This window comes from Arboricoccus pini (assembly GCF_900187945.1).
GTDB classification, from domain to species: domain Bacteria; phylum Pseudomonadota; class Alphaproteobacteria; order Geminicoccales; family Geminicoccaceae; genus Arboricoccus; species Arboricoccus pini.
Map to the genome: position 1 here is coordinate 1 of NZ_FYEH01000017.1, position 22,256 is coordinate 22,256.

Genomic DNA, 22,256 nt, shown 5'->3' on the forward strand with positions numbered 1-22,256 from the left:
CGTCATCAGCCTGGCCAGCCGCTCCTCGCGCGGCAGACCCGCCAACTCCTTGTAATGGCGAACGAGGGCCTGAAAGCCCTCCTCCCGCATCAGCCTTTCGAGCTCAACCGGTGCGACGCGCTCGGCCGCCGCCACTCGCGCCACCTCGCGGCCGGCCCCCAGCGCCTGCGCCGCACGCCGCCGATCCCGCCTTGCCGCGAAGGCATAGCGAGGAAAACGATGGCGAGACGCGCTGGGCTCATGCATGATCATGAAATTATAGGAATATAAGCAGGGATGCAAGCTGGCATGCATGCCTGTTGGTCAGCTGACATCAATACGACGATCAGGCTTGTCACTGACCTGTTCGAAAGCTCGCTTCATAAAACAAATCTATGAATCGATGCCATGTTCTCAGCGTATAAATCGGTGGTTGAGCCCTATCGCAGGGAGCCCCGCACACCGCCGCAACTAAGACACCCCAAAGGAACGATGCGAAAACGGTCGGCGCGTCCGCCCAGGCATAGGTTCAACAGTCGACCTCACGAATTTGTGCACCGCACAAATTTCACTTGTTTTGTCTATCACCCTTGGGTTAGGAGGGCCAAATGCGGAAGCATCGCGGTCTTGCCCATAATTGCCATGCTCCGCCCAACATCTGAATCGAGTGAGGCAAACCCGCTCAAGTCATTACAAGAAAGATTGTCAACAAAGTTTCAACTTTGGGTTGAATGACGATCTAGGTTCTGAGTGTCCCCAACATGACGACTATGAGAACGTCAGACTTTATCGATAATATTGGCATTAATACGCATCTTTCTTTTTTATGGACCGATTACGCTAACTATAAGGACGTGATCAGCGATCTGAATTACCTCGGAATCGATATGGTCCGTGACTCCGTCCCGAACGGTGATAGTGGCGCGAACTACAAATATCTCGTCGAGGACGGCATCCAGTTCGACCTTGGCATCAAAAACGACGGTGCCGACTTTCAGAATGTGATGAACCGTCTGGTCGACTTCGTCGAAACCTATCCAGACGCCGTGATCGGCATCGAAGGCCCTAACGAGGTCGATCTCTCAGGCGTCGATTTCGGCGGCAAGACGGGAGTCGAGGGCGGCATCGCGATGCAAAAGGCCCTCTATAGCTACGTCAACAGCAGCGATGTACTGAAGGACATTCCAGTCTATGATCTGACCGGCGCCAACGGCAAAGTCTATGCCGCCGACATCGAGGCAGTTCATGTCTATCCCGGTTACGGCAAGCAACCCAACGACCGGCTGACGATCGTCGCCGACAGCTTGGACAGCTATGTGGGCTCAACGCCCATAGCCTTCACCGAACTTGGCTATTACACCGCTCCGACTCTTAGCACCGGTGGTGTCGACGAAAGTACCCAGGCGAAATATCTGATCAATTCGATCTTCGACAGCGTCCGCTTCGGCATCGACCAGATCTTCCTCTACGAATTACTCGACGAGGGCGGCAGCAGCGATACGAAATATAGTCATCATTACGGGCTGTTCGACGACGACAACAACGCCAAGGCTTCGGCCGTCGCCGTCCACAACCTGACGACAATCCTAGCCGACGACGGTAGCACCGCCGAAAGCTTCAAGACGGGCACGCTCGACTATACGATCAGCGACATGCCTACGAGCGGGCATTCGCTGCTCTTCGAGAAGTCCGACGGCAGCTACGATATCGCGCTCTGGAACGAAGTCACGATCTGGAACAATTCTACTCATACTAGTGTCCAGGCCACCGCTACAGCAATCACGCTGACCTTCGACGATTATTATGACGTCAGCTATTACAACATCATCAACAGTTCCAAGGCCACCGCGACCTACGAGCACGTGAACGAACTCACCATCAGTCTCGGTGACAGCGCGCTTATTCTCGAGCTTACCAAGAGTAGCGATGCCGCCCTGAAGCTCGTCGGCACCAGCGGCGACGATACAATCACCGGCGCAGGCGGGGACGATAACCTAGCCGGCCGCGCAGGTAACGACACTATAAAGGGCGGCGCCGGCAATGATCGCCTGAGCGGCGATGGCGGCAACGACACTCTCTACGGCGGCGATGGCAATGACACACTCATGGGCGGTGCCGGCAACGATACGCTCTATGGCGAGGCGGGCAATGACACGCTGACCGGCGGTGGCGGGCAATATGACAAGCTAAGCGGCGGTGCCGGCGCCGACACCTTCATCCTGCGCGGCGACGTCACCAGCACGACGGCTACACTGTCGGGCCATCAGATCGTCGATAGGACCATCATCAGCGATCTGAACTTCACGCAGGGTGACCGCGTGCAGTTGCAGTATTTCTACGATGATCAGGGTGTGAGCCTTATCAAGGCAGCTGGCATTGGCGCCTCGATCACCTCAACGGCCGGCCTGCAGAAGCTTGTCGATTTCATTGCCAGCGAGAACTCGAACGACGTCATCCAGGCCAATGGCAACACGACCATCTTCCTGCATGATTCAAGCGGCCACGAGCACGCGATCCAGTTCACTGGCTACGATCTCGCCTAGTGGCAACCCCCGGCAAAGGTCCTGGCTTCCGGACTGGGTCATCGGCCGGCCACCACCGGCGTTTACAACCAACAGGTTCCACGCCTAAGAGGGCCGGTTGATAACGGTCCTAGAGGCCATCCCGATGGCTTCCGGCCTGCCGAGGGGACCGGGCTCTCTGGATAATGGAGCCAATCCTTGGAGCTACGCCCTCTGGTCGCCGCCGATTTCGCCGCCATCAAGACCTGGTTCGCGAACGAGGCGGCCCTCGTGCAATGGGCCGGTCCCGGCATCCGCTATCCGCTTGATGCTGTCCAAATCGATGCCATGCTCGCGGAATCGACCGGGCAGCCTCCAACCCGCCTGCTCTGGGTCGGGCTGGAGGGCCAGGCGGTGTCCGCCCATGCCCAACTCGCGATCGACTGGCGCAATGGGGTAGCAAGGCTCGCACGGGTAGCACTGGACCCGGCCAAGCGCGGCCGCGGCCTGGCCGCACCTTTTCTGGCAAAAATAAGGGATGCGGCCTTCGCGTTGGACTGCATCGAGCGGCTGGAGCTCAATGTCTACACGTTCAACGAGGCGGCGATCCGGACGTATCGTCGCCTCGGATTCGTCGAGGAAGGCGTGCGCCGCTCGGCCGTCAAGGTCGGCGACGCGCGCTGGGACACGGCCATGTTCGGACTTCTGCGCGAGGAATGGCAGCAGCAGAGCTGAAGCTCAGGCCATCGCACCTCGCGCCGCGACCGGCCAGAGGCATTCCACCCGGCCGCGGCGTACGCCTACATACCAGTCATAGCGATCGACGGTCGGATCGCAGTGGCCAGGCACCAGACGCACGCGCTGATCGAGGCTAAAGCGCCGATCGCCGCTTTCCCAGAAAAGCTGGCCGTGCTCGTCGGACGGGCCGGCATAGCGGACATCGTCGTGACCCCAGACCGCTGGCGGACCGCTATCCACGGCCACGGCCTTGTGACCCGCATCGACGACGGCCATGCCGTCGCGAGTAACACTCATCACCGAAGCCAGAACGAAAAGGGAATGCCGAAAGGGCGGAGCTGGCTGGTTGCGACCGTAATCGGCGTCCATGAAGATGTAGGAACCGGCCTGCAGCTCATTATAGACACCACTTTTTGCCTCGAGCGCGAAGGTACCGGTCCCCGCACCACCCACCGTCCGGCAGGCAAGACCCGCCTGCCGCAGCGCCTCGACCGTTTCGGCCGTCAATGCCGAGGCTGAGGCGATGGCGGCGCGACGCTCCTCCGGAGTCCGCAGATGCTGGGCCTTGCCATGATAGGCCTGGAGTCCGCCGAAGGTCAGATGTCGACTGTCGGCCACGCGGCGCGCCAGTGCCACGGCCTCGGCGCCAGGCGACGTACCGCAGCGACCGGCACCGATCTCGATCTCAACCAGGACCTCGATGCTAACGTCGGCCGCCGCCGCAGCAGCCTCGATGGCGGCGATACCGGCTGCCGAATCCGCGCAGACGCCGATCTTGCAAAAGCGTGCGAGCGCCGCCAGGCGCGCGAGCTTCCTTGGGCTGACGACCTCGTTGCTGACCAGAATATCCTCGATGCCGCCCCAGGCCAGGATCTCGGCCTCGGCGACTTTCTGCACGCATTGGCCGACTGCCCCGGCCCGGCCTTGCAAGCGCGCGATCACCGGTGATTTATGCGTCTTGGCATGCGGTCTGAGCCGCACCCCGGCTGCCTTGGTGGCCTCGGCCATCGTCGCGAGATTGGCCTCGAACGCGTCCAGGTCCAAGACCAGAGCCGGCGTGTCGATCTCGTCTTCGGCCATGCCGGGCTCGGCGGGTGGACGCTGAATCATTGCCTAATCCTCATACGGCGAGCGACTTCGCACAACCCCCAAGGTCATGCGACCGGTCAGGGGATAGAGCCGAAGGGCTGCCATGCCAAGGCCGCGATGCGCACAACTGCCAACGGCCGTCGATCAGGCCTCACGCGCGCCCATGTCCTGGGTGACCGTTTGCCAAAAGCTCCTGGCCGTCGCCGATTTCAGTTCCGGCGCGCAGAACAGGCAGATATCGACCGGTACCGCGAACTCGCTGCCACCAGCCAAAACCAGACTGCCGACTGCTAGATCTTCGGCTGCCAGCGAGCGCGGCAACCAAGCAACGCCATTGCCCTGCCGCGCCATCGTCAGGAGGGCTGCCGCCAGCGGCGAGGTGAACACCTTGTCCAGAAAAAGCCACGGGCTCGACACCCGGCCCGCCGTCTCCAAGATGCGGCCCAGGCCCGAGGCGCTGCTGTAGGCCAGATAACGCACGGGCCGGTTGGCGGTACCGGGCAAGTCCGGACCGGCCGCATCGCTTGGCGCCATGACCGGCACCAGGACGTCATGGCCGACAACGACAGAGCGAAACCGCGTCTGTTCGACGAGCGGGGGCGTGGCCTGATGGTAATGACATAGAAGGAAGTCCACCTCGCCCGCCGCCAGAATCCGCTCGCAGGCCGCCATGGTATCCGAGACGAGGTTGACGCTGCCCAGCCTGTCCAGAGGCGCCCAGGCACGGATCCAGCTCGGAAAAAAGGTGAAGGACAGAGCATGCGTCGCGGCGATGGCAAGGGCGGTTCGCTCCCGCCCTGCCACCTTCAAGGTGGCGCGGCGGGCCTGGTAGAGGTCGCGGGTAATGTCGGCGGCCTGGGCGCGCAGATATTCGCCGGCCGCGTTGAGCGCGACGCCATGTCCGGAGCGTTCCACCAGCTGCGTGCCGACCCAGGCCTCGAGCGCGCGGATTCGTCGGCTAAACGCCGGCTGCGTGACATGGCGTGCCTCGGCCGCACGGGAGAAGTTCCGTGTTTGCGCCAGCGCCAGGAAGTCCTCGAGCCAGTTCAGTTCCATCGGTAATGCCGATCCTGCATAGGAAGGACTTAACTTAGCATTGGGCAGGCATGCCGCCCACTCCTATCAGGAAGGGCGAACGGTAAGAAATCCGGTGAAGGTCGGGGTGTGGGGAATATCTCTGGCGAGGCTCATGGCTGCGACCGCTCTATGCACTGGTCCCGATCGACATCATGCTCGGCGTCATCCTGAGATCTTCCGGCCGAGCATCGCAATGGCAGGGCTATCTCTCGCCGATCATCACGTGCAACAGCATACTGCCGGCACCGATGATCTCGGCCATCGCCATAGCCCGATCCGGCGATGCGCTCGATACCGACCTTATCCTTCAGGCGAACCGTGCGGCATAGTCCCGCCTGCAGAAATGACGTCGCCAGCCCTTGAATCGTTTCACAAGAGAAGAACCCATGCGTATCCTTGACGTCCGCGAGATCACGCAGCCGATCGCCTCCCCCATCCGCAACGCCTATATCGACTTCACCAAGATGACCACGAGCCTGGTGGCCGTGGTCACGGACGTCGTCAGGGATGGCAAACCGGTCGTCGGCTATGGCTTCAACTCCAATGGCCGCTATGGCCAGGGCGGACTCATCCGCGAACGCTTCCGGGCGCGCATCCTGGAAGCCGACCCGACGAGCCTCCTGGACGAGGCACGCGACAATATCGATCCCGCCAAGGTGTGGGCCACGATGATGCAAAACGAGAAGCCGGGCGGGCACGGCGAGCGCTCGGTCGCCGTCGGCACGCTCGACATGGCGATCTGGGACGCGGTGGCCAAGATCGAGGGCAAGCCCCTCTTTCGCCTGCTGGCCGAGCGCCATGGACGCGAGGCCAACCCCAGCGTCTTCGTCTATGCGGCCGGCGGCTATTATTATCCGGGCAAGGACAACTCGGCCCTCCAGGCCGAGATGCGCGGCTATCTGGATCGCGGCTACAGCGTGGTCAAGATGAAGATCGGCGGTGCATCGATCGACGAGGATCGCAGCCGCATCGAGGCCGTCCTCAAGGAAATCGGCGGCCAGGCGCAACTGGCGGTCGACGCCAATGGCCGCTTCGACCTCGAGACCGGCATCGCCTACGCCAAGATGCTGCGCGACTATCCGCTCTTCTGGTACGAGGAGATCGGCGATCCGCTCGACTTCGCCCTTCAGGCGGCGATGACGGAATTCTACCCCGGCCCCATGGCGACCGGCGAGAATCTCTTCTCGCACCAAGACGCGCGCAATCTGCTGCGCTATGGCGGCATGCGCCCCGATCGTGACTGGCTACAGTTCGACTGCGCTCTCTCCTACGGCCTGGTCGAGTATCTCCGCACCCTTGACGTTCTCAAGCAGTTCGGCTGGTCACCCTCCCGCTGCATTCCCCATGGCGGTCACCAGATGTCCTTGATGATCGCCGCCGGCCTGGGGCTGGGCGGCAATGAAAGCTATCCGGACCTGTTCCAGCCCTATGGCGGTTTTCCGGACGGCGTGCGCGTCGAGGACGGCCGCGTGACGATGCCCGAGATTCCGGGCATCGGCTTCGAGGGTAAGTCCGACCTGATCAAGGTCATGCGCGAGCTCGCCGCCTGACGCCTCGCCAAAGATCGCCGACCGTCCTCGCAACCTAAAGTGCGCCCCGGCGATGGCCGGGGTGAGAGCGCAACGCCGCTTATTTCAGGCGCTCAGACCCGGCTCTTCGGCCAGGGTACGCGCAACAAAATCCATCACGGCGCGCACTGCTGGCGTCTTACGAAGATCTTGATGAACGGCGAGCCAGATCTCGCGCGAGAATGGCGGCGCGTCCTCTCCCACGCGGACCAGATCGGGCTCTCGATCCGCGAGAAAACACGGCAGGCCGGATATGCCGACTCCGGCACGCGTGGCGATCAAAAGCCCACTGATGTCGTTCAGTTCACACGCTATCCCGCGGTCGGCGGCAATGCCGAGGAGCCACGCCTGTTGCGGCATGTCGGCGAAGCTTTGATCGTAGGCGATGAATTGCCACCGCTCCGGCGCCACCCGATTGGCGTAGGCACGGTGGGCGTAGAGTGCAAAGTCCATCGCGCCTACCTTGCGTACGACGCTGCTCGTCTCAATCGGCCGTACCAGCCTTAAAACAATATCCGCCTCCCGGCGGCGCAACGAGACCTGTTGCGCTTGAGCAGAAAGGGAAAGACGGATGTCTGGATAGTCGGCGCGGAAACGCGGCAGGCGGTGCGCCAGCAGGTGTGTCACGAGGACCGGCGGCGCGCTCAGCGTCACCCGACCGATAAGGGGAAACTGGGCAGCCCTTGCCAACCGGACGATGTCGATTGCCCCCGCATCCATCTCCGCCGCCCGCCCCGACACCTCCTTGCCGATTGCCGTCAGTCGGCAGGATCGTGGCAGACGATCGACGAGCCTAACATCAAGCGCGGTTTCAAGCGCCGTCAGCCGACGGCTGACGGTCGCATGATCGACTTTCAGGCTTCTGGCCGCCCCGGAGAGGGTGCCAATCCGCGCCACCGCTAGAAAATGACGGACATCTTCCCAGTCGAGCATCTGTGCAAAAACTCCAGTATCACTGGGGAATATACTGGATTTTCGCGCAGATCTGGCAAGCCTATTTTGCTGCCAAGAGCAACTTCCGGGATCGCCGCCGTGCCAGCTTCCATTTCCCGACCACAATTGACGCTGATGGGTTCCGCGCTCGGTTTTGCCGTCGTTCTTCTCGATGTCAGCGTGGTCAATGTTGCTCTCGATGCATTCCGCGACGGTTTCTCCGCCAGCGTCGTCGGCCTCGAATGGATCGTAAACGCCTACACGCTGACGTTTGCAGCCCTGCTCTTGATGGCTGGCGCGCTCGGTGACCGTTTTGGCGCCCGGAAAATCTTCCTCGCGGGATTCGTTCTGTTCACCTTGGCATCCCTGGCTTGCGGCCTGGCATCCACCTTAACGGCACTCATAGGCGCGCGGATCGTCCAAGGAGCAGGTGCAGCACTGCTCGTTCCCAATTCCTTATCGCTGATACGCCACGCGTTCCCCGACCACGAGCAGCGCAGTCGCGCCTTAGGCTTGTGGAGCGCGACCGGCGGAATCGCCCTCGCAGCCGGCCCGCTTGCCGGGGGCCTCCTCGTCGCCCACTTTGGCTGGCGCAGCATCTTTCTCATTAATTTGCCGATTGGTCTGATCGGCTTGACGATGACACTTCGGTTTGCCCCTCCCTGCCCCGCTCATGCACAAAGGAAGCTCGACGTGCCGGGGCAGACGGCGGCGTTTGTCGCATTGGCCGCACTGGCAATCGCGCTGATCGAGGCTGGCAATCTCGGCTGGACGCACCCGAGAATCGTCGGCGCGTTGCTGACCGCAGTCGTTGGCACCCTGGCCTTCGTCGCCATAGAGGCGAAGCAGGCCGACCCCATGCTGCCATTGGCCTTGTTCCGGTCACGAGATTTCAAGATAGCATCCGTGAGCGGTATATTTGTGAATTTTGCCTATTACGGCCTGATCTTCGTCTTCAGCCTGTTTTTCCAATGGCAACTGAAGTTAACCCCGGAACAGACGGGCCTCGCCTTTTTGCCGATGACAGTCGTTCTCATGCTGGCGAACATCATTGCCAGTCGGCTGATCACACGCCTGGGAGCGCGTCGGTTAATGGTGGCCGGACAAGCACTCGCGGCGCTCGGGTATCTGCTTTTGATCCCGGCTCTTGTTGCAGATTCCTACGCCATGCTGATCGTACCGATGCTCATGGCAGCCAGCGGCATCGCGCTCGTGGTGCCAACCATGACCAACATTACCCTTTCGTCGGTCGATCCGTCCCGCTCGGGCATTGCTTCGGCTGTTCTCAACACCGCTCGCCAAGTCGGTGGCATGCTGGGGGTGGCGGTTTGCGGGTATCTGATTCGGGACACGGCGCCGTCCGCTTTCGCGCATGGTATCCAGCTCTCACTCCTGGCTGCCGTGGCGCTCTTGGTGTTGGGCGGCCTGCTTTCCTTCTTTGGTCTGGAACGACGGCGAAAGCTCGTCGCAGCATAAGCAGGCCGCAACCCGTTGGCGGCGCCGATCCGGCTGCTTACCGTTGCCGAAGGACTCTGCCTCCATCGCGCGATACGACCATGACCGCTTGTCGGCGCCAACCTTCCGAGTGCCCTGCCGCCACACCGTGCCGCAAGCGGCTCTGATACCTGCGGCCGGTTGGCGCGACCGCATGATGACCATCTACGATGGCGACGGACATCATGCGCGGCTCAGCGAAGGAAACGCACGGGGCAGCGTCGCGCTACCATTTGTAGCGCAGGCCCAAGGTACCGTTCAGCCCGTAGCTGTCGCCAGGATTGGCAAGGCTCGTATCGACGCCGGCCTCGGCATAGAGCGCGTAGCGGCCATCGGCCCAGCTGACAGAACCGCCGAGGCCTACACCACCCCAGAGGCGCTCATTGTCGTTGGCAAGGTTGGTGCCCGACACGTCCACCTTAACCCCGTCCAGCATCTCATAATAGAGATTCGAGATCCCATAGAGATGGACCTTGCCGGTACGGCCGTCCGGCTGCTTCCACGCGCTCTCGTAATCAGCCGCAAGGCCAAGGCGGCTGTTCAGGCTGGATGCCTGGCGCCGCTCGACCTTGGCGCCGAAGGAATCGCTGAAGCTGTCGAAATCGACGCTCGAGAAGGGAAGCTGCACCTGGGGCGTCAGCGTCCAGCTGTCGTTCAGGCGAATCCGCTTACCCGTCTCGAGGCTGAGGCCGTAGCCAAAGCCGTCGTTGCCGCTGGCCATATTGCGGCCGAGCGTGTCGGAATGCAGGTCGCTGTCGTAGCGGGTGAGCTGGCCCTGACCATCAACATAGACGCCGTCTTGCCCGTACCAGGTCAAGGTACCGCCGAAACCATAGCCCTTGACGTCGATCTTACCGTCGCCGTTGAAGGACCGGATGTCGGCCGTCAGCGTGCCGTAATGGACGTTGACGCCGCCGATCAGCTGACCAGCCGTGCCTTCCCACAAGCGGGTATCCAGACCGCCCTGAAAACGCCAGAGATCCTGGGTATACTCGCTGTCGCTGGTCGAACTGCGGGGGTCGATCCGCGAATGGCCGGCCTCGACCCGCGCCCATGCGCCCTGGCCCTCGACGAGCGGCGTGGCGGCGGTGCCGTCGCTCTGCCCGTCGCCGTCGTCCTCTGCTGCGGGCGTGCTCGTCACCCAATAGCGATTGCCCACGCGCTGTTGCAGCGTCGGCATCTTGTTGAGCGTCAAAAGAGCCTGACCATAGACCTCATACAGGGGAACACCCGGCTGATAGAGCGGCTTGCCAGACGACGAATCGCCATTGCCGCCGCTCCCAGTCGAGGTGCCTGTTTCGGTTGTGTCCGCGTCGGCCGTCAGCGAGGTGGAGCGCAGATACCAGTCGCCGTCGCCTGGTGCCGCCGGCGATCCCTGCACCAGGGAGTAGGCATAGGCGCCGGCGACGATGGCCGGCCGGCCGGTCTTGGCGTTGTAGTCGCCAAGCAGGGTGAAGCTTCCGTTCGAGGCGCCGTCCACATCGATCAGGCGAATGCCCTGGTTTGTCTCGGCGCCCGTGCCACCGACATTGGTGACCCGCACGTAGGTGCTGCCCGCGGTATCGCCCGTGACATGCAAAAGATCGGTGGGCGAGTTGTCGCCGTCCAGCCGGCTCTTCATCGCAAGCAGGCCGCCCTGCCCTTCGTAGCTGCCGGCCACGAGCCGCGTGCCCAGGGCGCCATTGCCCCATTGCACCTCGCCCGCATTGACCACGCCGCCGACGTTCTGGTCATTATCCATGAGCGCGACCAGCGCACCTGGCGAAATTGCGTAGACCGAGGCAGGGCTGAATGTCCCGGGTGCTCCGGCCTGTAGCTCGCCCGCCTCGACCCTTGTGATGCCGCTATAGGTGTTGGCGGCCGTGGTGACGAGCCGGCCTGTGTCGGCCTTGGTCAAAGCGCCTGGACCCGTCATGACGCCCTCATAGACGAGCGTCGTCCCGGCTACCGGTGCCAGGGTTCCCCCACCAGCGGCGAGGGTGGCAGCCCGGCTCGTCGTCAGGTCGACCGTGGTGCGCAGGCCGCCACCATCGAAGGTGATGCCGCCGCTGCTGGCGCCCAGTGCATTGTCGGCGGCGATGGCGATCATGCCTTCCTTGATCGTGGTCCCGCCCGAATAGCTGTTGCCGAGACCTGCAGCCGGTGCCAGCGTCAACGTGCCGCCGCCGGTCTTCTCGACGGCGCCCGAGCCCACGATTTGACCGACATAGGTGCCATCATCGGGCTGTGCGAACCGAACGAGCCCGTTATTCTGGATATTGTTCGTATTGTCCGCAGCGTTGGTCTTGGCCGGCAGGTTTTGCGCGCGCCCCTCCAGCGTCCCATCCGGGTCGACGACGACGACGACGCTAAAGTCCTCATTGTTGCCGCTCAGCGCCAGCGTGCCCTGCCGCACATCGACCGTGGTAAAGCCCTCAAGGCTACCAGTGACAGTCCAGCGGCCATCGCCCTGCTTCGTCAGGTTCGGAAAATTGGTGACATAGCCCGCGAGCGTGCCGGCCGAGCCGGCCTCGCCCTGCAAATAGAGATTATTGACCCCGCCGCCGCCGTCGACCACGCCGGTGACAAGTGAGTTTGGCTCGAAATAAAGGTCGTCATCACCATCGCCAAAATTCAAATCGCCCAGGACTTTGGCACCGGCGCGATTATAGAAGACGATGCCGGCCGCGGCATTCGTGCCGATGATGTAGCCCTTCCCGCTCGACCGCTGCAGCGTGCCGTAATTGTCCAGGATATTCTTCGTTCCAGTCTGCTCGTCCTGGAACCAGACCGCCCCGCCCGGACCGCCTTCGATAACGCCATAGTTGATGATCTTATTGCCGTAGCCATGCACGTTCACCCCTTCGTCGAACGGGTTCGATCCATTAGCGACGACTTTACCGGTCGATGTAACGACGATCGTACTATTTGAATTGGCCTCTATCGTATTGATGCCGCTGCCATAATTCCCCATGCCTGTATCCGCGGTCGTGCGAACGGTGCCGCTGACTGTCACCGAAGCACCGTCGCCCAGGCTGATCGCCGTTACATCCTTCGTATCGACAGTGGCACCATCTTGAACGATAACGGTTTTTCCGTCGTCCCCTCGACCCGTACCAATGGTCGTGGTCCATGGATTCGTCCCAGCCGAGCTGCAGGTCGTCGTCGAGCCCGACTCGACGCAGTCCGCCCGGACCGGCTGTGCGGCCAGCACGCCGATCGATGAGATCGCAAGTCCGAGGCCGCGACGAATCGAGCGGCCGCCAGCAATCAAATAAACCATCTGACGAATTCCCGTAAAATTTTATGCGAATCTGGCGGTCCACATAATTCGGGAAGTCCGGGCAGGCCACTTTGTTTGCTTTCGTTAACCGTGAAACCTGCGCGATGGCGGCCAGGGGTATGACAGAATCGTCATGCGGGCGATCCGAGTGGTTGAGAATCTGGCAAGAAGCCGGATCTCGGGCCGAACGGAGAGAGCGCCATAGGGGCAATAGTGCCGCCGGTGTGCTGGCGATGGTGGTCATTCAGCGCGCATCGCCCCCCCCCACGGCCCGGCGATCGCCATTGCGTCCTCCGCCTGCAGAACGTTAAGGGTCGGGTAAATCGGCAATCACGACTGAGGAGGTTCGTTTGACAGCGCGCAGAATGGCGCCTGGCCGCCGGCTCGCCGATTACCGACTGCGCCTGCAGGCTCGCCGGACGTCTAAGGGCGCGCTGCCGCGAGCTCGGAGCGCAACACGATCCAGTTCGGCCGTGGGTCTATCCAGCGGGGTATAAGCCCGCGCCCCGCCGGCGAACCGGCGGGGCTGGTCGGCCAGGGCGTCAGGCCGCGACAGACTTGGTCGAGCCTTTCAGCTCCTGGAAATGGTCGCGGATATAGGCGGCGGCGCGCAAGGCCAGGGCCGAGATGGTGGGGGTGGGGTTGACCACCCCGCCCGTCGCCAGAACGCTGCCATCAACGATAAAGAGATTGGGAACGTCCCAGCTCTGCTGCCACTTGTTGACGACCGAGGTCTCCGGGTCGTCGCCCATGCGACAGGTGCCGATCATGTGCCAGGCAGGCGTACGGTAGACGCCATTTTCGTCCTTGTAGTCCTGGAGGCGGTAGTCGAAGGCGCCAGCGGCCTTGGCGATGTCCTCCAGGCGATCCAGCATGTAGTTCATCATGCGGCGGTCATTCTCGCCGGGCTCATAATGCATGCGGGCGACGGGCATGCCGTTCGTGTCGGTAACAACGGGGTCGAGAAAGACCCGGTTATTGGGATTGGGCAGGTCGTCACCGATGGCGTGGATGCCGATGCCGTGGCCGAAATGACGCTCGAACCAGCGATGATGCCCCTCTCCCCAGGGCGCTCTCCTGTCGCTGATCCAGCCGGCAGCCACCTCGCCAGCCGACGAAGTGCTCGTCAGGCAGTTAAAGTTGAAGCCGTTGACAAAACCCCTCGAGATATCGGTCTCGGCGAACTCGCGGCTGATCAGCGAGGCCACATAGCCCATATGGCCGTCGATCTGTTCATCGACCCACATCTCGGAGGAGACCAGCGTGTGGTGGAGGAGGTTGCGACCGACCTGGTCCGACTGATTCGCCAGGTTGTCGGAGGCCAGAAGAAGTCGCGGCGTACCGACGCCATTCGCGGCGACGATGACGATGGTGGCCGGCTGGAACTCGACGATGCCAGTATTTCGATCCTGGTAGAGAGCACCGGTAGCTCGGCCATCCCTGCCCTTCTCGATCTTGAGGACCCGCGCGTGGGTGCGCAATTTCGTGCCGGCCGAAAGTGCCTTTGGCCAGACCGAGAGCGAATATTTGCTCATCGAGCCGCGCGGGCAGCCGTTGCAAATGCCGCAGCCATTGCAGGCCGGGCGCCCGTCATAGTCCTCCGAGATGGTACCCGCCTCGGCTGGCCACCAGTGCCAGCCCAGTTTGTCGAAGGCGCCGGCCAGCGTGGCGGCCGCCTTCGTGAAGGGCAGCGGACCCGTCGGGCAAGGCTCGCGCGGCGGCATGGCGGGATCGCCCTCAAGGCCGCTTACACCCACCAGGCGGTCCGCCGCCTCGTAGAAGGGCGCCAGCTCCTCATAGCTGATCGGCCAGTTGGGCTGCAGGCCGTGCTCATCGCCCTTCCTGAAGTCGGAGGGCCGGTAGCGCGGCCAGATGGCGCCATAGACGTTGGTGGAGCCGCCGACACCGTTCCACATCAGGACTTGCGAACTGTCCGAGACGACCTTGTAGTCATCGGGATGATGACGCTTGTTGATGTCGGCATTCCAGTTGGTACGACGCTGCCAGGTCCAGTCATTGCTGTAATGCGGGTGGTCCTCCCGCTCGACCCAGCCACCCTGCTCCAGGCAGACGACGTCGAGGCCGGCCTTGGCCAGGACGGTAGCGGCCAGCGAGCCGGTGGCACCCGCACCGATGATGAGAATGTCGCACGCTTCGTTCTGCTTCATCGCTGACGCCCCCATGTCGTCGTGACCCGGCTCTCGAGTTCCAGGCTCGAGATGTCGACATGCCGCACCTGGTCGGTCGGCACGTAATGGCCGCGCTTTTGGGCCGGAACGTCCTTGGTCCGGTCGAATCGCGGCACGGCGTAACCCGTCAGATGTGGCCGCAGCTTATAGGGATGACCCTTGGCGTTGATGGCGGCGGCGACGAACGGGCTCTCGTAATAGGCGATGAAGACGGCATCGCGCACCCAGGCGAAGAGTTCGGGCTCGCTTCTCTCCAGGGCACTGACGATGGCGTCCCGCTGCTTGTCCGCCTGCCCGGCGAACGGGGCGCCCGCCGCCCGCAACGCCTTCAGAAGACCTGGCAGCGCCGCCTCGCCCTGCTCTGCGATCAACCGCGTTGCAAGCTGCCCCTGCACGCCGACGATGGCGGCCGATGGCCAGCCATCGCCGCTGGGGATCAAGACGTCGACGAGGTCCGCCAGCATGACGGCATCGCTCGCCGCATCTACTTGTTGCATGATGATACTCCCCTCCTTCAACGGTTGCGATGAAAGGAGATCATCTTGATCTCGGTCATGGCCTCGAGCGTCAGCTTGCCGCCGAGGCGGCCAATGCCGCTCTGGGTGCCCGAACCGCCGCCGAAGGGCAGGTGGATCTCCCAATAGGTGCTGCCCGAATTGATATTGACGATGCCGGCCCGGATCGTCTCGGCGAAGCGGAAGGCCCTGTCGATGCCAGCCGTGAACACGCCGACCGAGAGTCCGTAGGCACTGTCCGTGGCGAGGTCGAGTGCTTCCTCGTCGTCGTTGAAGGCGATGATTGGAATGACCGGCCCGAACGTTTCCTCGCGGTTGAGACGCATCTCGCGCGTCACTCCGGTCATGACCGTTGGCTCGAAAAAGAGGTCGCTGCCAAGGTCGGGCCTCGGCTTGCCGCCCGTCAGCACCGTGGCGCCCTTGGCGACCCCGTCGTCGACATGCTCCTTCACCTTCAAGGCCAGCTTCTTGTTGTTGAGCGGACCCATCGTCGTCCCCTGATTGAAGGGATCGCCCAGGATCTGCGCCTTGGCCCGCTCGACCAACCGGGCTGCCAGCGGCTCGACGATGCTCTTATGCGCCAGCACCCGGCCCGTGGCGGCACAGATCTGGCCGCTATTGGAAAAGGCCCCACCGGCCGCCGCGTCCGCCGCCAGGTCGAGATCGGCATCCTCGAAGACGATGACCGGCCCGTTGCCGCCCAGCTCGAGCAGAAGAGGCTTGCCAGCCCCGCGCTCGGCGATCCGGCGCCCGGTGGCGGCGCTGCCGGTAAAGCCGATGCCCTGCGTGTCGGGATGGATAACGATTTCGTCACCCGCCTCCGGCCCCTCGCCCATGACGAGGTTGACGACGCCAGCCGGCAGGCCCGCCTCGGCGATGACGCGCATGAGTTCGACCGCCACCATCGAGGTGCTGGGTGCCGGCACCCAGACAATGGCATTGCCGGTGGCGATGCCCGGCCCCAGATACTCGACCGGAATATTGACCGGATAGTTCCAAGGCGTGATCACCGCGTAGACGCCACGCGGCTGACGGATCGTCATCACAAGCTTGGCCGGATCCTCGGCCGGAATGGTCTCGCCGCGCATCTCGCGCACCAGCGCCGCCGCCAGCCGAAACCCGTCCGCTGCCTTGGCCACCTCCCCCATAGACTGAACGAGCGGCTTGCCTTGCTCCAGCGACAAGACGCGGGCGATCCGCTCGCGCGCTGCGTCGACGCCAGCTGCGATGGTTTCGCACATGGCGGCGCGCTCAAAGGCGGAAGTCGCGGCCCAGGCGGGCTGTGCCGCCTTGGCGGCAGCGATGGCTTCCCTCGCCTCAGCCCGGCTGCTCTTCGGCAGATGGCCGATCAGGGCACCCGTCGCCGGATTGTGGGCCGGCATGGTGGCGGCCGCTTCCTTCCAGCCACCATCGATGAAATTCGCGAAAGTCTTGATTTCGTCCTGCATGCCCATCTCCTCAGGCTGGATGCCACCAGCGCCCACCCACGACCACACCCTTGGCAAAGAGCCGCTCCTTCGCCTCAACGACCTCGCCCCTGACGTCGCTGAGCGGAAAGCTGCCCGCATCCAGCGAGAGGATGCTGGCGTCACCGACGCTGCCGGGCTTGAGCGTGCCGAGCTCCGGCTTTTGCAAAGCCTTGGCGGCGTTGACCGTCGAGGCGGCGATCACGTCGGACAAACTCATGCCCAGGACGAGGAATTTCGAGAGCGTGGTCACCTGGTCGAAGGCCGGGCCGTTAATGCAGAGTGCATGCACGTCGGAGGAGATCGTGTCCGGCGCAAAGCCTTCCTTCATCATTGCCCGCGCCGTCTTCCAGGCGAACGAGCCCTGGCCGTGGCCGATATCGAAGATGACGCCACGCTCGCGCGCCGCCAGCACGGCGGGCTTGACCCGCCCTCTCCCATCGACCGGCGCGTTGGGGAACGGGCGAAAGCAGTGCGTCAGCACGTCACCCGGGCGCAAGCGCTCGACCACGGCCTCATAGGAGGGCGGTGGCTCGTCGATATGGACCATCATCGGCAAGCCGGTCTCGTCAGCCACCTGCAGCGCGATGTCGAGCGGCTGGATCCCGGAATCACCGCTGGCATGCCGGCCGATCCGGACCTTGATGCCGATGATGTGCTCGGGGTTAGCAAGGGCCACCTCGACCGCGTCGCGCGCCGCCATCAGCCGCATATCATGGCTCTCGCCCACCATGATCCGACTGGAGAACGCGTAGATGCCGGCAAAGGAGATGTGAAGATAAGCCAGGATGCGGATCTGCGAGGGTTCGATGACGTGCTTCCTGAAGCCCGCGAAATTGCCCGGGCCGGCGCTGCCCGTATCGACGCAGGTCGTCACGGCACTCATGCGCGCGAATTCCTCGGCATCGATGCCGAGCGACGTGCCTCCCCAATAGACATGCGTGTGCAGGTCGATCAGGCCGGGCGTCACGATCTTGCCGCTGACGTCTTGGACGGTGGCCTGACCGCGATCCAGCCGGTCGCCCAATGCCGCGACCCTGCCGTCCTTGAAGGCAACCTCGGTCACCTCATCGATGCCCTGGGATGGATCGACGACCCTTCCGCCGGTGAGAATGAGATCAAAGCTCATGGCATTCATGCTTCTCTTTCAAGGGCCACCCGGGTCAGACCCGCGCCCCAGTGGCCTCGTCGAACAGACAGATCATTCGGGCGGGCGCCTCCAGCGTCAGGCGCTGGCCGGGGCGGAACGCGGAAGGATCGGTAGTGGTGGCTTTGACAATCGTGTCGCCGATCAGGACGTCCAGAAAGGTGACCGGGCCGGCCGGCTCGATAAGCGCCAACTCGCCCTCCAGCCTTACGCTCTCTCCCCCTGCCCCATCGGCCGGTGACAGATCATGCGGCCGAATGCCGACGAGCCGGCCGCCCCCATGACCGCCCACCATCGAACCGGGAAGGAAATTCATCTGCGGGCTGCCGATGAAGCTGGCGACGAAACGATTGGCCGGCTGGCGATACACTGTCATCGGTTCGTCGAACTGCTGCAGTACCCCGCCATGCATGACCGCGATCCGGTCGGAGAGCACCATCGCTTCCTCCTGATCGTGGGTGACGAAGATGACGGTGATCTTGAGCTCGCGCTGCAGTCGCTTGATCTCGGTGCGCATCCGCACGCGTAGGGCCGCGTCCAGATTGGAGAGCGGCTCGTCCATCAAGAGGGCCGCCGGATTGCGGACGATGGCGCGGCCGACCGCCACGCGCTGACGCTGGCCGCCCGAAAGCTCGGCCGGCATGCGCTCCAAGAACTGCTCCAGACCCAAGAGCTCGGACGCCCAGGCCACCTGCTGCTGGATGGTGGCCTCGGCCACCTTCTGCTGGCGGAGCGCGAAGGCCATATTGTCCTTGACCTTCATATGCGGATAGAGCGCGTAATCCTGGAAGACGAGCGCGATGTTGCGATCGCGTGGGTCTAGCTCGGAGATGTCCCTGCCATCCATGAGGATGCTGCCGGACGTGATGTCCTCAAGGCCGGCAATGCAAAAGAGCAAGGTGCTCTTGCCACAGCCCGATGGTCCAAGGAACGAGACGAACTCGCCATCGGCAATGTCGAGATCCAATCCCTTGAGGACCGGGAAATTGCCGTAGGTCTTGGCGACGGCGCGAATATTGATCGAGGTCATGGGGTGTCCAAGATTGCCATCAGCCCTTCACCGCGCCCGAGAGCGCGCCCTGCACGAGGTAGCGCTGGAACACGAAGGCGATCAGCACTGGCGGCAGGATGGAGAGAACCGAGGCCGCGAACATGGGGCCGTATTCATAAAACTGCGCCTGGCTGAGAAAGCCCGAAAGCACGACCGGAATGGTCTGCGAGTTCGGAGTCGAGGTCAAAATGAGTGCCATCAGGAACTCATTCCAGCTGGCAAGAAAACAGAAGATCAAGGCGGCGATGATGCCCGGCCGGACGACCGGGATGAGGATCGTCCACATCATCTTGAAACGTGAGCAGCCATCGATCAGCGCCGCCCTGTCCAGGCTCTTGGGCACGCCCTCGATGTAGCTCTTCATCATCCAGGCGCTGAGTGGCAGCAGGAACGAACAGTAGGAGATGATCAAGGCGGTCCGCGTGTCGATCAGGTTGACCGTCCTGAACATGATGAAGAAGGGCAGGACCAGGGTCAGTGCCGGCGTCATGCGCGTCAGGAGCAGTGCCCAGAGGCTGTACTTGAAAAAGCGCAGCTTCTCATAACGGGCGAAGGCATAGCCGGCGAAAGTGCCAAGGACGACGCAGATGAGAGAGACCGCAGCGCCCACCAAGAAGCTGTTCAGGAGCGAATAGGGAACGCGCTGTGCCTGCACACTGCTCCCGCCTGTTCCCACCTGCGGCATCAGGACGGCGCGGAAATTATCGAAGGTCAGCGTGCTCGGCACAATGCTGGGCGGCGTGCGAATGAGATCGCCTGCCGGCGATATGCTCATCAACACCAAGGAAAGCACCGGCAGCGCCGACCAGATGAAGATGACGACTGCCAATAGGAAGAAGAGTGTCTTGCCTAGCGGCCTTGCCACATGGCGTGGCAGGTGCCAGCGCCTTGGCAAAGGCGGGATGATGGCCATGGCCCGACGCTTGAGCGTGCCCTCGAGCGAGGAGGACGGCAGCGGCCGGTCCTCGGCCGCACGCACGCGCCGGGGCCCGAGGACGACGAAATAGAAGATCGCCAGAAGGAAGCTCAGTATCGTCAAGACGTAGAGCATGGCTGCGCCCTCGCCGAACTTGAAGAACTGAAACGAATAGACGTAGCCCAGCCAGGCGAAGACCGTGGTGGCACTGCCCGGTCCGCCGCGCGTCATGATCCAGAGAATGTCGAAGGCCATGAGCGCGTTGATCGTGGCAATGATCGAGATGAAGAGCAGGTTGGGCTTCAGCCAGGGCAAGGTGATCTTGAAGAAGCGCGCCACGGGCCCGGCACCATCGAGCATCGCCGCCTTGTGCAGGTTGCCCGGCATGGATTGCAGCCCGGCCAGCACCATGAGGGCCGTGAGGGGCGCCTGATTCCAGACATGGGTCAAGGCCACGAGGTTCAAGGCTCGAAAGCCGTTGCCCAGCCAGGGCGTCGCCCACGAGGCAAGACCGAGATCCGTCAAGAGCGCGTTCAGCGTGCCGTAATTGCCGGCAAAAACGAAAGACCAAAGAACGCCCACGGAGACCGGCGCCATCGCCCAGGGGACGAGAACGACGCTGCGCAGCAGGCCACGTCCGGGAAAGCGCTGATTCAAGACGAGCGCCAGGATGGTGCCGAGGATCGTCGTGCCGACCACGGCAAAGCCGGCGAAATAGGCCGTGCGCGCAATCGCCCACCAGAGATCCGGGCTCGTGAGCACGGTCACGTAATTGTTCAACCCCACAAAGATCCATTTCTTCGTGATGGGGTTGGTGCTGTTCAGGCTCAGATAGACGCTGTAGGCCAAGGGGATGCCGACCACCGCGCAGACGATCAGGAGCGTCGGGGCAACCGCGGCATAGGCGAAGGCCGGCGTGCGCCCGATGCGGCGACGTCGGCCAGGCTTTGCGGTGTCAGAGCTGGCGAGCGAGAGCGACAAGCAGCGGTCTCCTTTGAAAGTCGGCCTACTGGTATTGCTTCTTGAGCTCGGCCACCTTGGCCGTCAGCTTGTCGACGAGCTCGTCGGTGCTGCCGCTTCCGCGAATATATTCCTGTACATTCTGCATCATGTACAGGTCCCACTCGGAGAACCAGATCATCTTGGCGACGTCGCGCGAGGTGGCGAGTTCGATCTGCTTGCTGGTGACGTCGAGGTCGCGCCATTTGGAGAAGCTGGCAACCACATCAGGGTCCGCCATGACCTCCTTATAGCCTGAGCCCAGCCCGAACTCGAGCGCCCAGCGCTTGATGACATGATACTGGCCATCCTTGGCCTTGCCACCGAAGAAGCGCATCAGGTCCCAGACGCGCGCCTCGTCGACAGGTTTTGCTCCCATCAGGTAGGCGGAGGTCCATCCCAGCGTCGAATGCGTCTTGCCCGGCATCAAGGCGTTCCTCACCTTGCCCGCAGCCTTCGACATCGAGGGGTCGTTCGTCACCTTCTGGTCATAGTCGTGGAGGATCATGAAGGTGTGTTGACCAGTGGCGTAGCTGGGAACGCCCTCGTCCGGCAGCGTCATAATGTCGGCCGTGACCAGTCCTTCCTTGAAGAGCGAGCGATGTAGCTCCAGCACCTTGCGGAAGGCCTCGTCCGGCACGAGGTCGTTATTGGCATCGAAAACCTTGGCACCCTCGGAATACCAGCAGGCAAAGATGCTCCACGAAAGCTCGGGCCATTTTTGCCCCCAGGCGCTGTTATAGGGGGCGTCGGAAATGCCGTCCTTTTTCAGCTTGCGACAGGCATCGAGGAGAGCATCGAAAGAATCCGGCACCTCCAGCTTGGCCTTGGCCAAATGCTCCTCATTGTAGATGAAGGCATCGTGGCCCGCATAATAAGGTAGGCCCGCGAGCTTGCCGTTCGGCAGCGAGAGCGATTTAACGCAGACCGGATAAAGCCCGGCCTTGATCGCCTCGACACCTTCCAGCCCCTCAAGGTCGCGGGTCCAATCGGCGGCATTCCAGCGGGCGATGTGGTCCTCCTCGCTGTAGAGCATGTCGATATGTTGACCGCCCATCAGCTTGGTCTCGGCCACGGGATGATAGTCACCCGTCACCAACTCGTAATTGACGTTCTCGTCATAGAGTTTCTTGAAGGTGGCGACATTGGCCTCGACGATCTGCGGCGCGAATTGCCAGCCGATGAAGGTCATGGCTTCGGCCGGAGCGGCCAGGGCCGGCCGAGCCAGCATGGTCGTGGCCGCGAGGCCGGCAGCACCTTGCAGCACGGCTCGACGCGAGGCCAGGAAGCGTTCCATTCTTTGACGCATGGGCGTGTTCCTATGTCTTTGGT

General features: G+C 62.7%; 17 protein-coding genes. 5 read left to right on the forward strand and 12 right to left on the reverse strand.

Annotated elements, in window-relative coordinates; translation table 11 throughout:
* On the reverse strand, positions 1-294 hold a 294-nt coding region (locus tag CFB17_RS16875; RefSeq protein WP_133063945.1), incomplete at its 3' end, for a hypothetical protein.
* A 572-nt stretch (positions 295-866) separates the two neighbouring features.
* Here CFB17_RS16875 and CFB17_RS16880 point away from each other — a divergent pair.
* A complete protein-coding gene (locus CFB17_RS16880) occupies positions 867-2,522 on the forward strand; it encodes a calcium-binding protein (RefSeq protein WP_243389926.1) in 1,656 nt (551 codons plus the stop codon).
* Positions 2,523-2,699: 177 nt separating this feature from the next.
* Entirely contained in the window at positions 2,700-3,215 is a 516-nt protein-coding gene (locus CFB17_RS16885; RefSeq protein ID WP_088562755.1) for a GNAT family N-acetyltransferase, read from the forward strand.
* Positions 3,216-3,218: 3 nt separating this feature from the next.
* Here CFB17_RS16885 and CFB17_RS16890 read toward each other — a convergent pair whose 3' ends face one another.
* Together CFB17_RS16890 and CFB17_RS16895 are read right to left on the reverse strand one after the other, a co-directional pair.
* Positions 3,219-4,328 carry a DSD1 family PLP-dependent enzyme gene (locus tag CFB17_RS16890; RefSeq protein ID WP_088562756.1) on the reverse strand — a complete coding sequence of 370 codons (1,110 nt, stop codon included), beginning with the start codon at positions 4,326-4,328 and terminating at the stop codon, positions 3,219-3,221.
* 123 nt (positions 4,329-4,451) lie between these two features.
* Positions 4,452-5,363 (reverse strand): LysR family transcriptional regulator, encoded by a 912-nt coding sequence (locus CFB17_RS16895; protein ID WP_088562757.1) that lies wholly within the window; start codon positions 5,361-5,363, stop codon positions 4,452-4,454.
* Between the two features lie 173 nt (positions 5,364-5,536).
* Here CFB17_RS16895 and CFB17_RS19325 point away from each other — a divergent pair, with 173 nt between their 5' ends.
* Together CFB17_RS19325 and CFB17_RS16900 are read left to right on the forward strand one after the other, a co-directional pair.
* The gene (locus CFB17_RS19325; protein ID WP_165769674.1) at positions 5,537-5,713 is read left to right on the forward strand and encodes a hypothetical protein; all 177 of its coding nucleotides are present in this window, start codon (positions 5,537-5,539) and stop codon (positions 5,711-5,713) included.
* A gap of 57 nt (positions 5,714-5,770) precedes the next feature.
* Positions 5,771-6,934, forward strand: coding sequence for a mandelate racemase/muconate lactonizing enzyme family protein (locus tag CFB17_RS16900; RefSeq protein ID WP_088562758.1), 1,164 nt, complete (start codon positions 5,771-5,773; stop codon positions 6,932-6,934).
* 84 nt (positions 6,935-7,018) lie between these two features.
* On the opposite strand, the gene CFB17_RS16905 is transcribed toward CFB17_RS16900, so the two are convergent.
* The gene (locus tag CFB17_RS16905; protein ID WP_088562759.1) at positions 7,019-7,885 is read right to left on the reverse strand and encodes a LysR family transcriptional regulator; all 867 of its coding nucleotides are present in this window, start codon (positions 7,883-7,885) and stop codon (positions 7,019-7,021) included.
* Between CFB17_RS16905 and CFB17_RS16910 the strand changes: the two genes are divergently transcribed.
* Positions 7,859-9,361 carry an MFS transporter gene (locus tag CFB17_RS16910; protein WP_207762155.1) on the forward strand — a complete coding sequence of 501 codons (1,503 nt, stop codon included), beginning with the start codon at positions 7,859-7,861 and terminating at the stop codon, positions 9,359-9,361. The two genes, CFB17_RS16905 and CFB17_RS16910, sit on opposite strands and share 27 nt — an antisense overlap.
* A gap of 244 nt (positions 9,362-9,605) precedes the next feature.
* On the opposite strand, the gene CFB17_RS16915 is transcribed toward CFB17_RS16910, so the two are convergent.
* The 8 genes from CFB17_RS16915 to CFB17_RS16950 form a co-directional block, all read right to left on the reverse strand.
* Positions 9,606-12,641 (reverse strand): autotransporter family protein, encoded by a 3,036-nt coding sequence (locus CFB17_RS16915; RefSeq protein ID WP_207762156.1) that lies wholly within the window; start codon positions 12,639-12,641, stop codon positions 9,606-9,608.
* Positions 12,642-13,183: 542 nt separating this feature from the next.
* Entirely contained in the window at positions 13,184-14,809 is a 1,626-nt protein-coding gene (locus CFB17_RS16920; protein ID WP_207762157.1) for a GMC family oxidoreductase, read from the reverse strand.
* The gene (locus CFB17_RS16925) at positions 14,806-15,327 is read right to left on the reverse strand and encodes a gluconate 2-dehydrogenase subunit 3 family protein (RefSeq protein WP_133063946.1); all 522 of its coding nucleotides are present in this window, start codon (positions 15,325-15,327) and stop codon (positions 14,806-14,808) included. Before CFB17_RS16925 ends, CFB17_RS16920 begins: the two co-directional genes overlap by 4 nt.
* A gap of 17 nt (positions 15,328-15,344) precedes the next feature.
* Complete coding sequence (locus tag CFB17_RS16930) at positions 15,345-16,793, reverse strand: aldehyde dehydrogenase family protein (RefSeq protein WP_165769675.1); 1,449 nt, start codon at positions 16,791-16,793, stop codon at positions 15,345-15,347.
* Positions 16,794-16,803: 10 nt separating this feature from the next.
* Positions 16,804-17,940: an amidohydrolase/deacetylase family metallohydrolase gene (locus tag CFB17_RS16935; protein ID WP_088562824.1), complete on the reverse strand. Its 1,137-nt coding sequence runs from the start codon at positions 17,938-17,940 to the stop codon at positions 16,804-16,806.
* A 34-nt stretch (positions 17,941-17,974) separates the two neighbouring features.
* Entirely contained in the window at positions 17,975-18,988 is a 1,014-nt protein-coding gene (locus CFB17_RS16940; RefSeq protein ID WP_088562762.1) for an ABC transporter ATP-binding protein, read from the reverse strand.
* A 19-nt stretch (positions 18,989-19,007) separates the two neighbouring features.
* Positions 19,008-20,906: an ABC transporter permease gene (locus tag CFB17_RS16945; protein ID WP_088562763.1), complete on the reverse strand. Its 1,899-nt coding sequence runs from the start codon at positions 20,904-20,906 to the stop codon at positions 19,008-19,010.
* Between the two features lie 25 nt (positions 20,907-20,931).
* On the reverse strand, positions 20,932-22,233 hold the full coding sequence (locus tag CFB17_RS16950; RefSeq protein WP_088562764.1) for an ABC transporter substrate-binding protein: 1,302 nt from the start codon (positions 22,231-22,233) through the stop codon (positions 20,932-20,934).
* Positions 22,234-22,256: the final 23 nt, after the last annotated feature.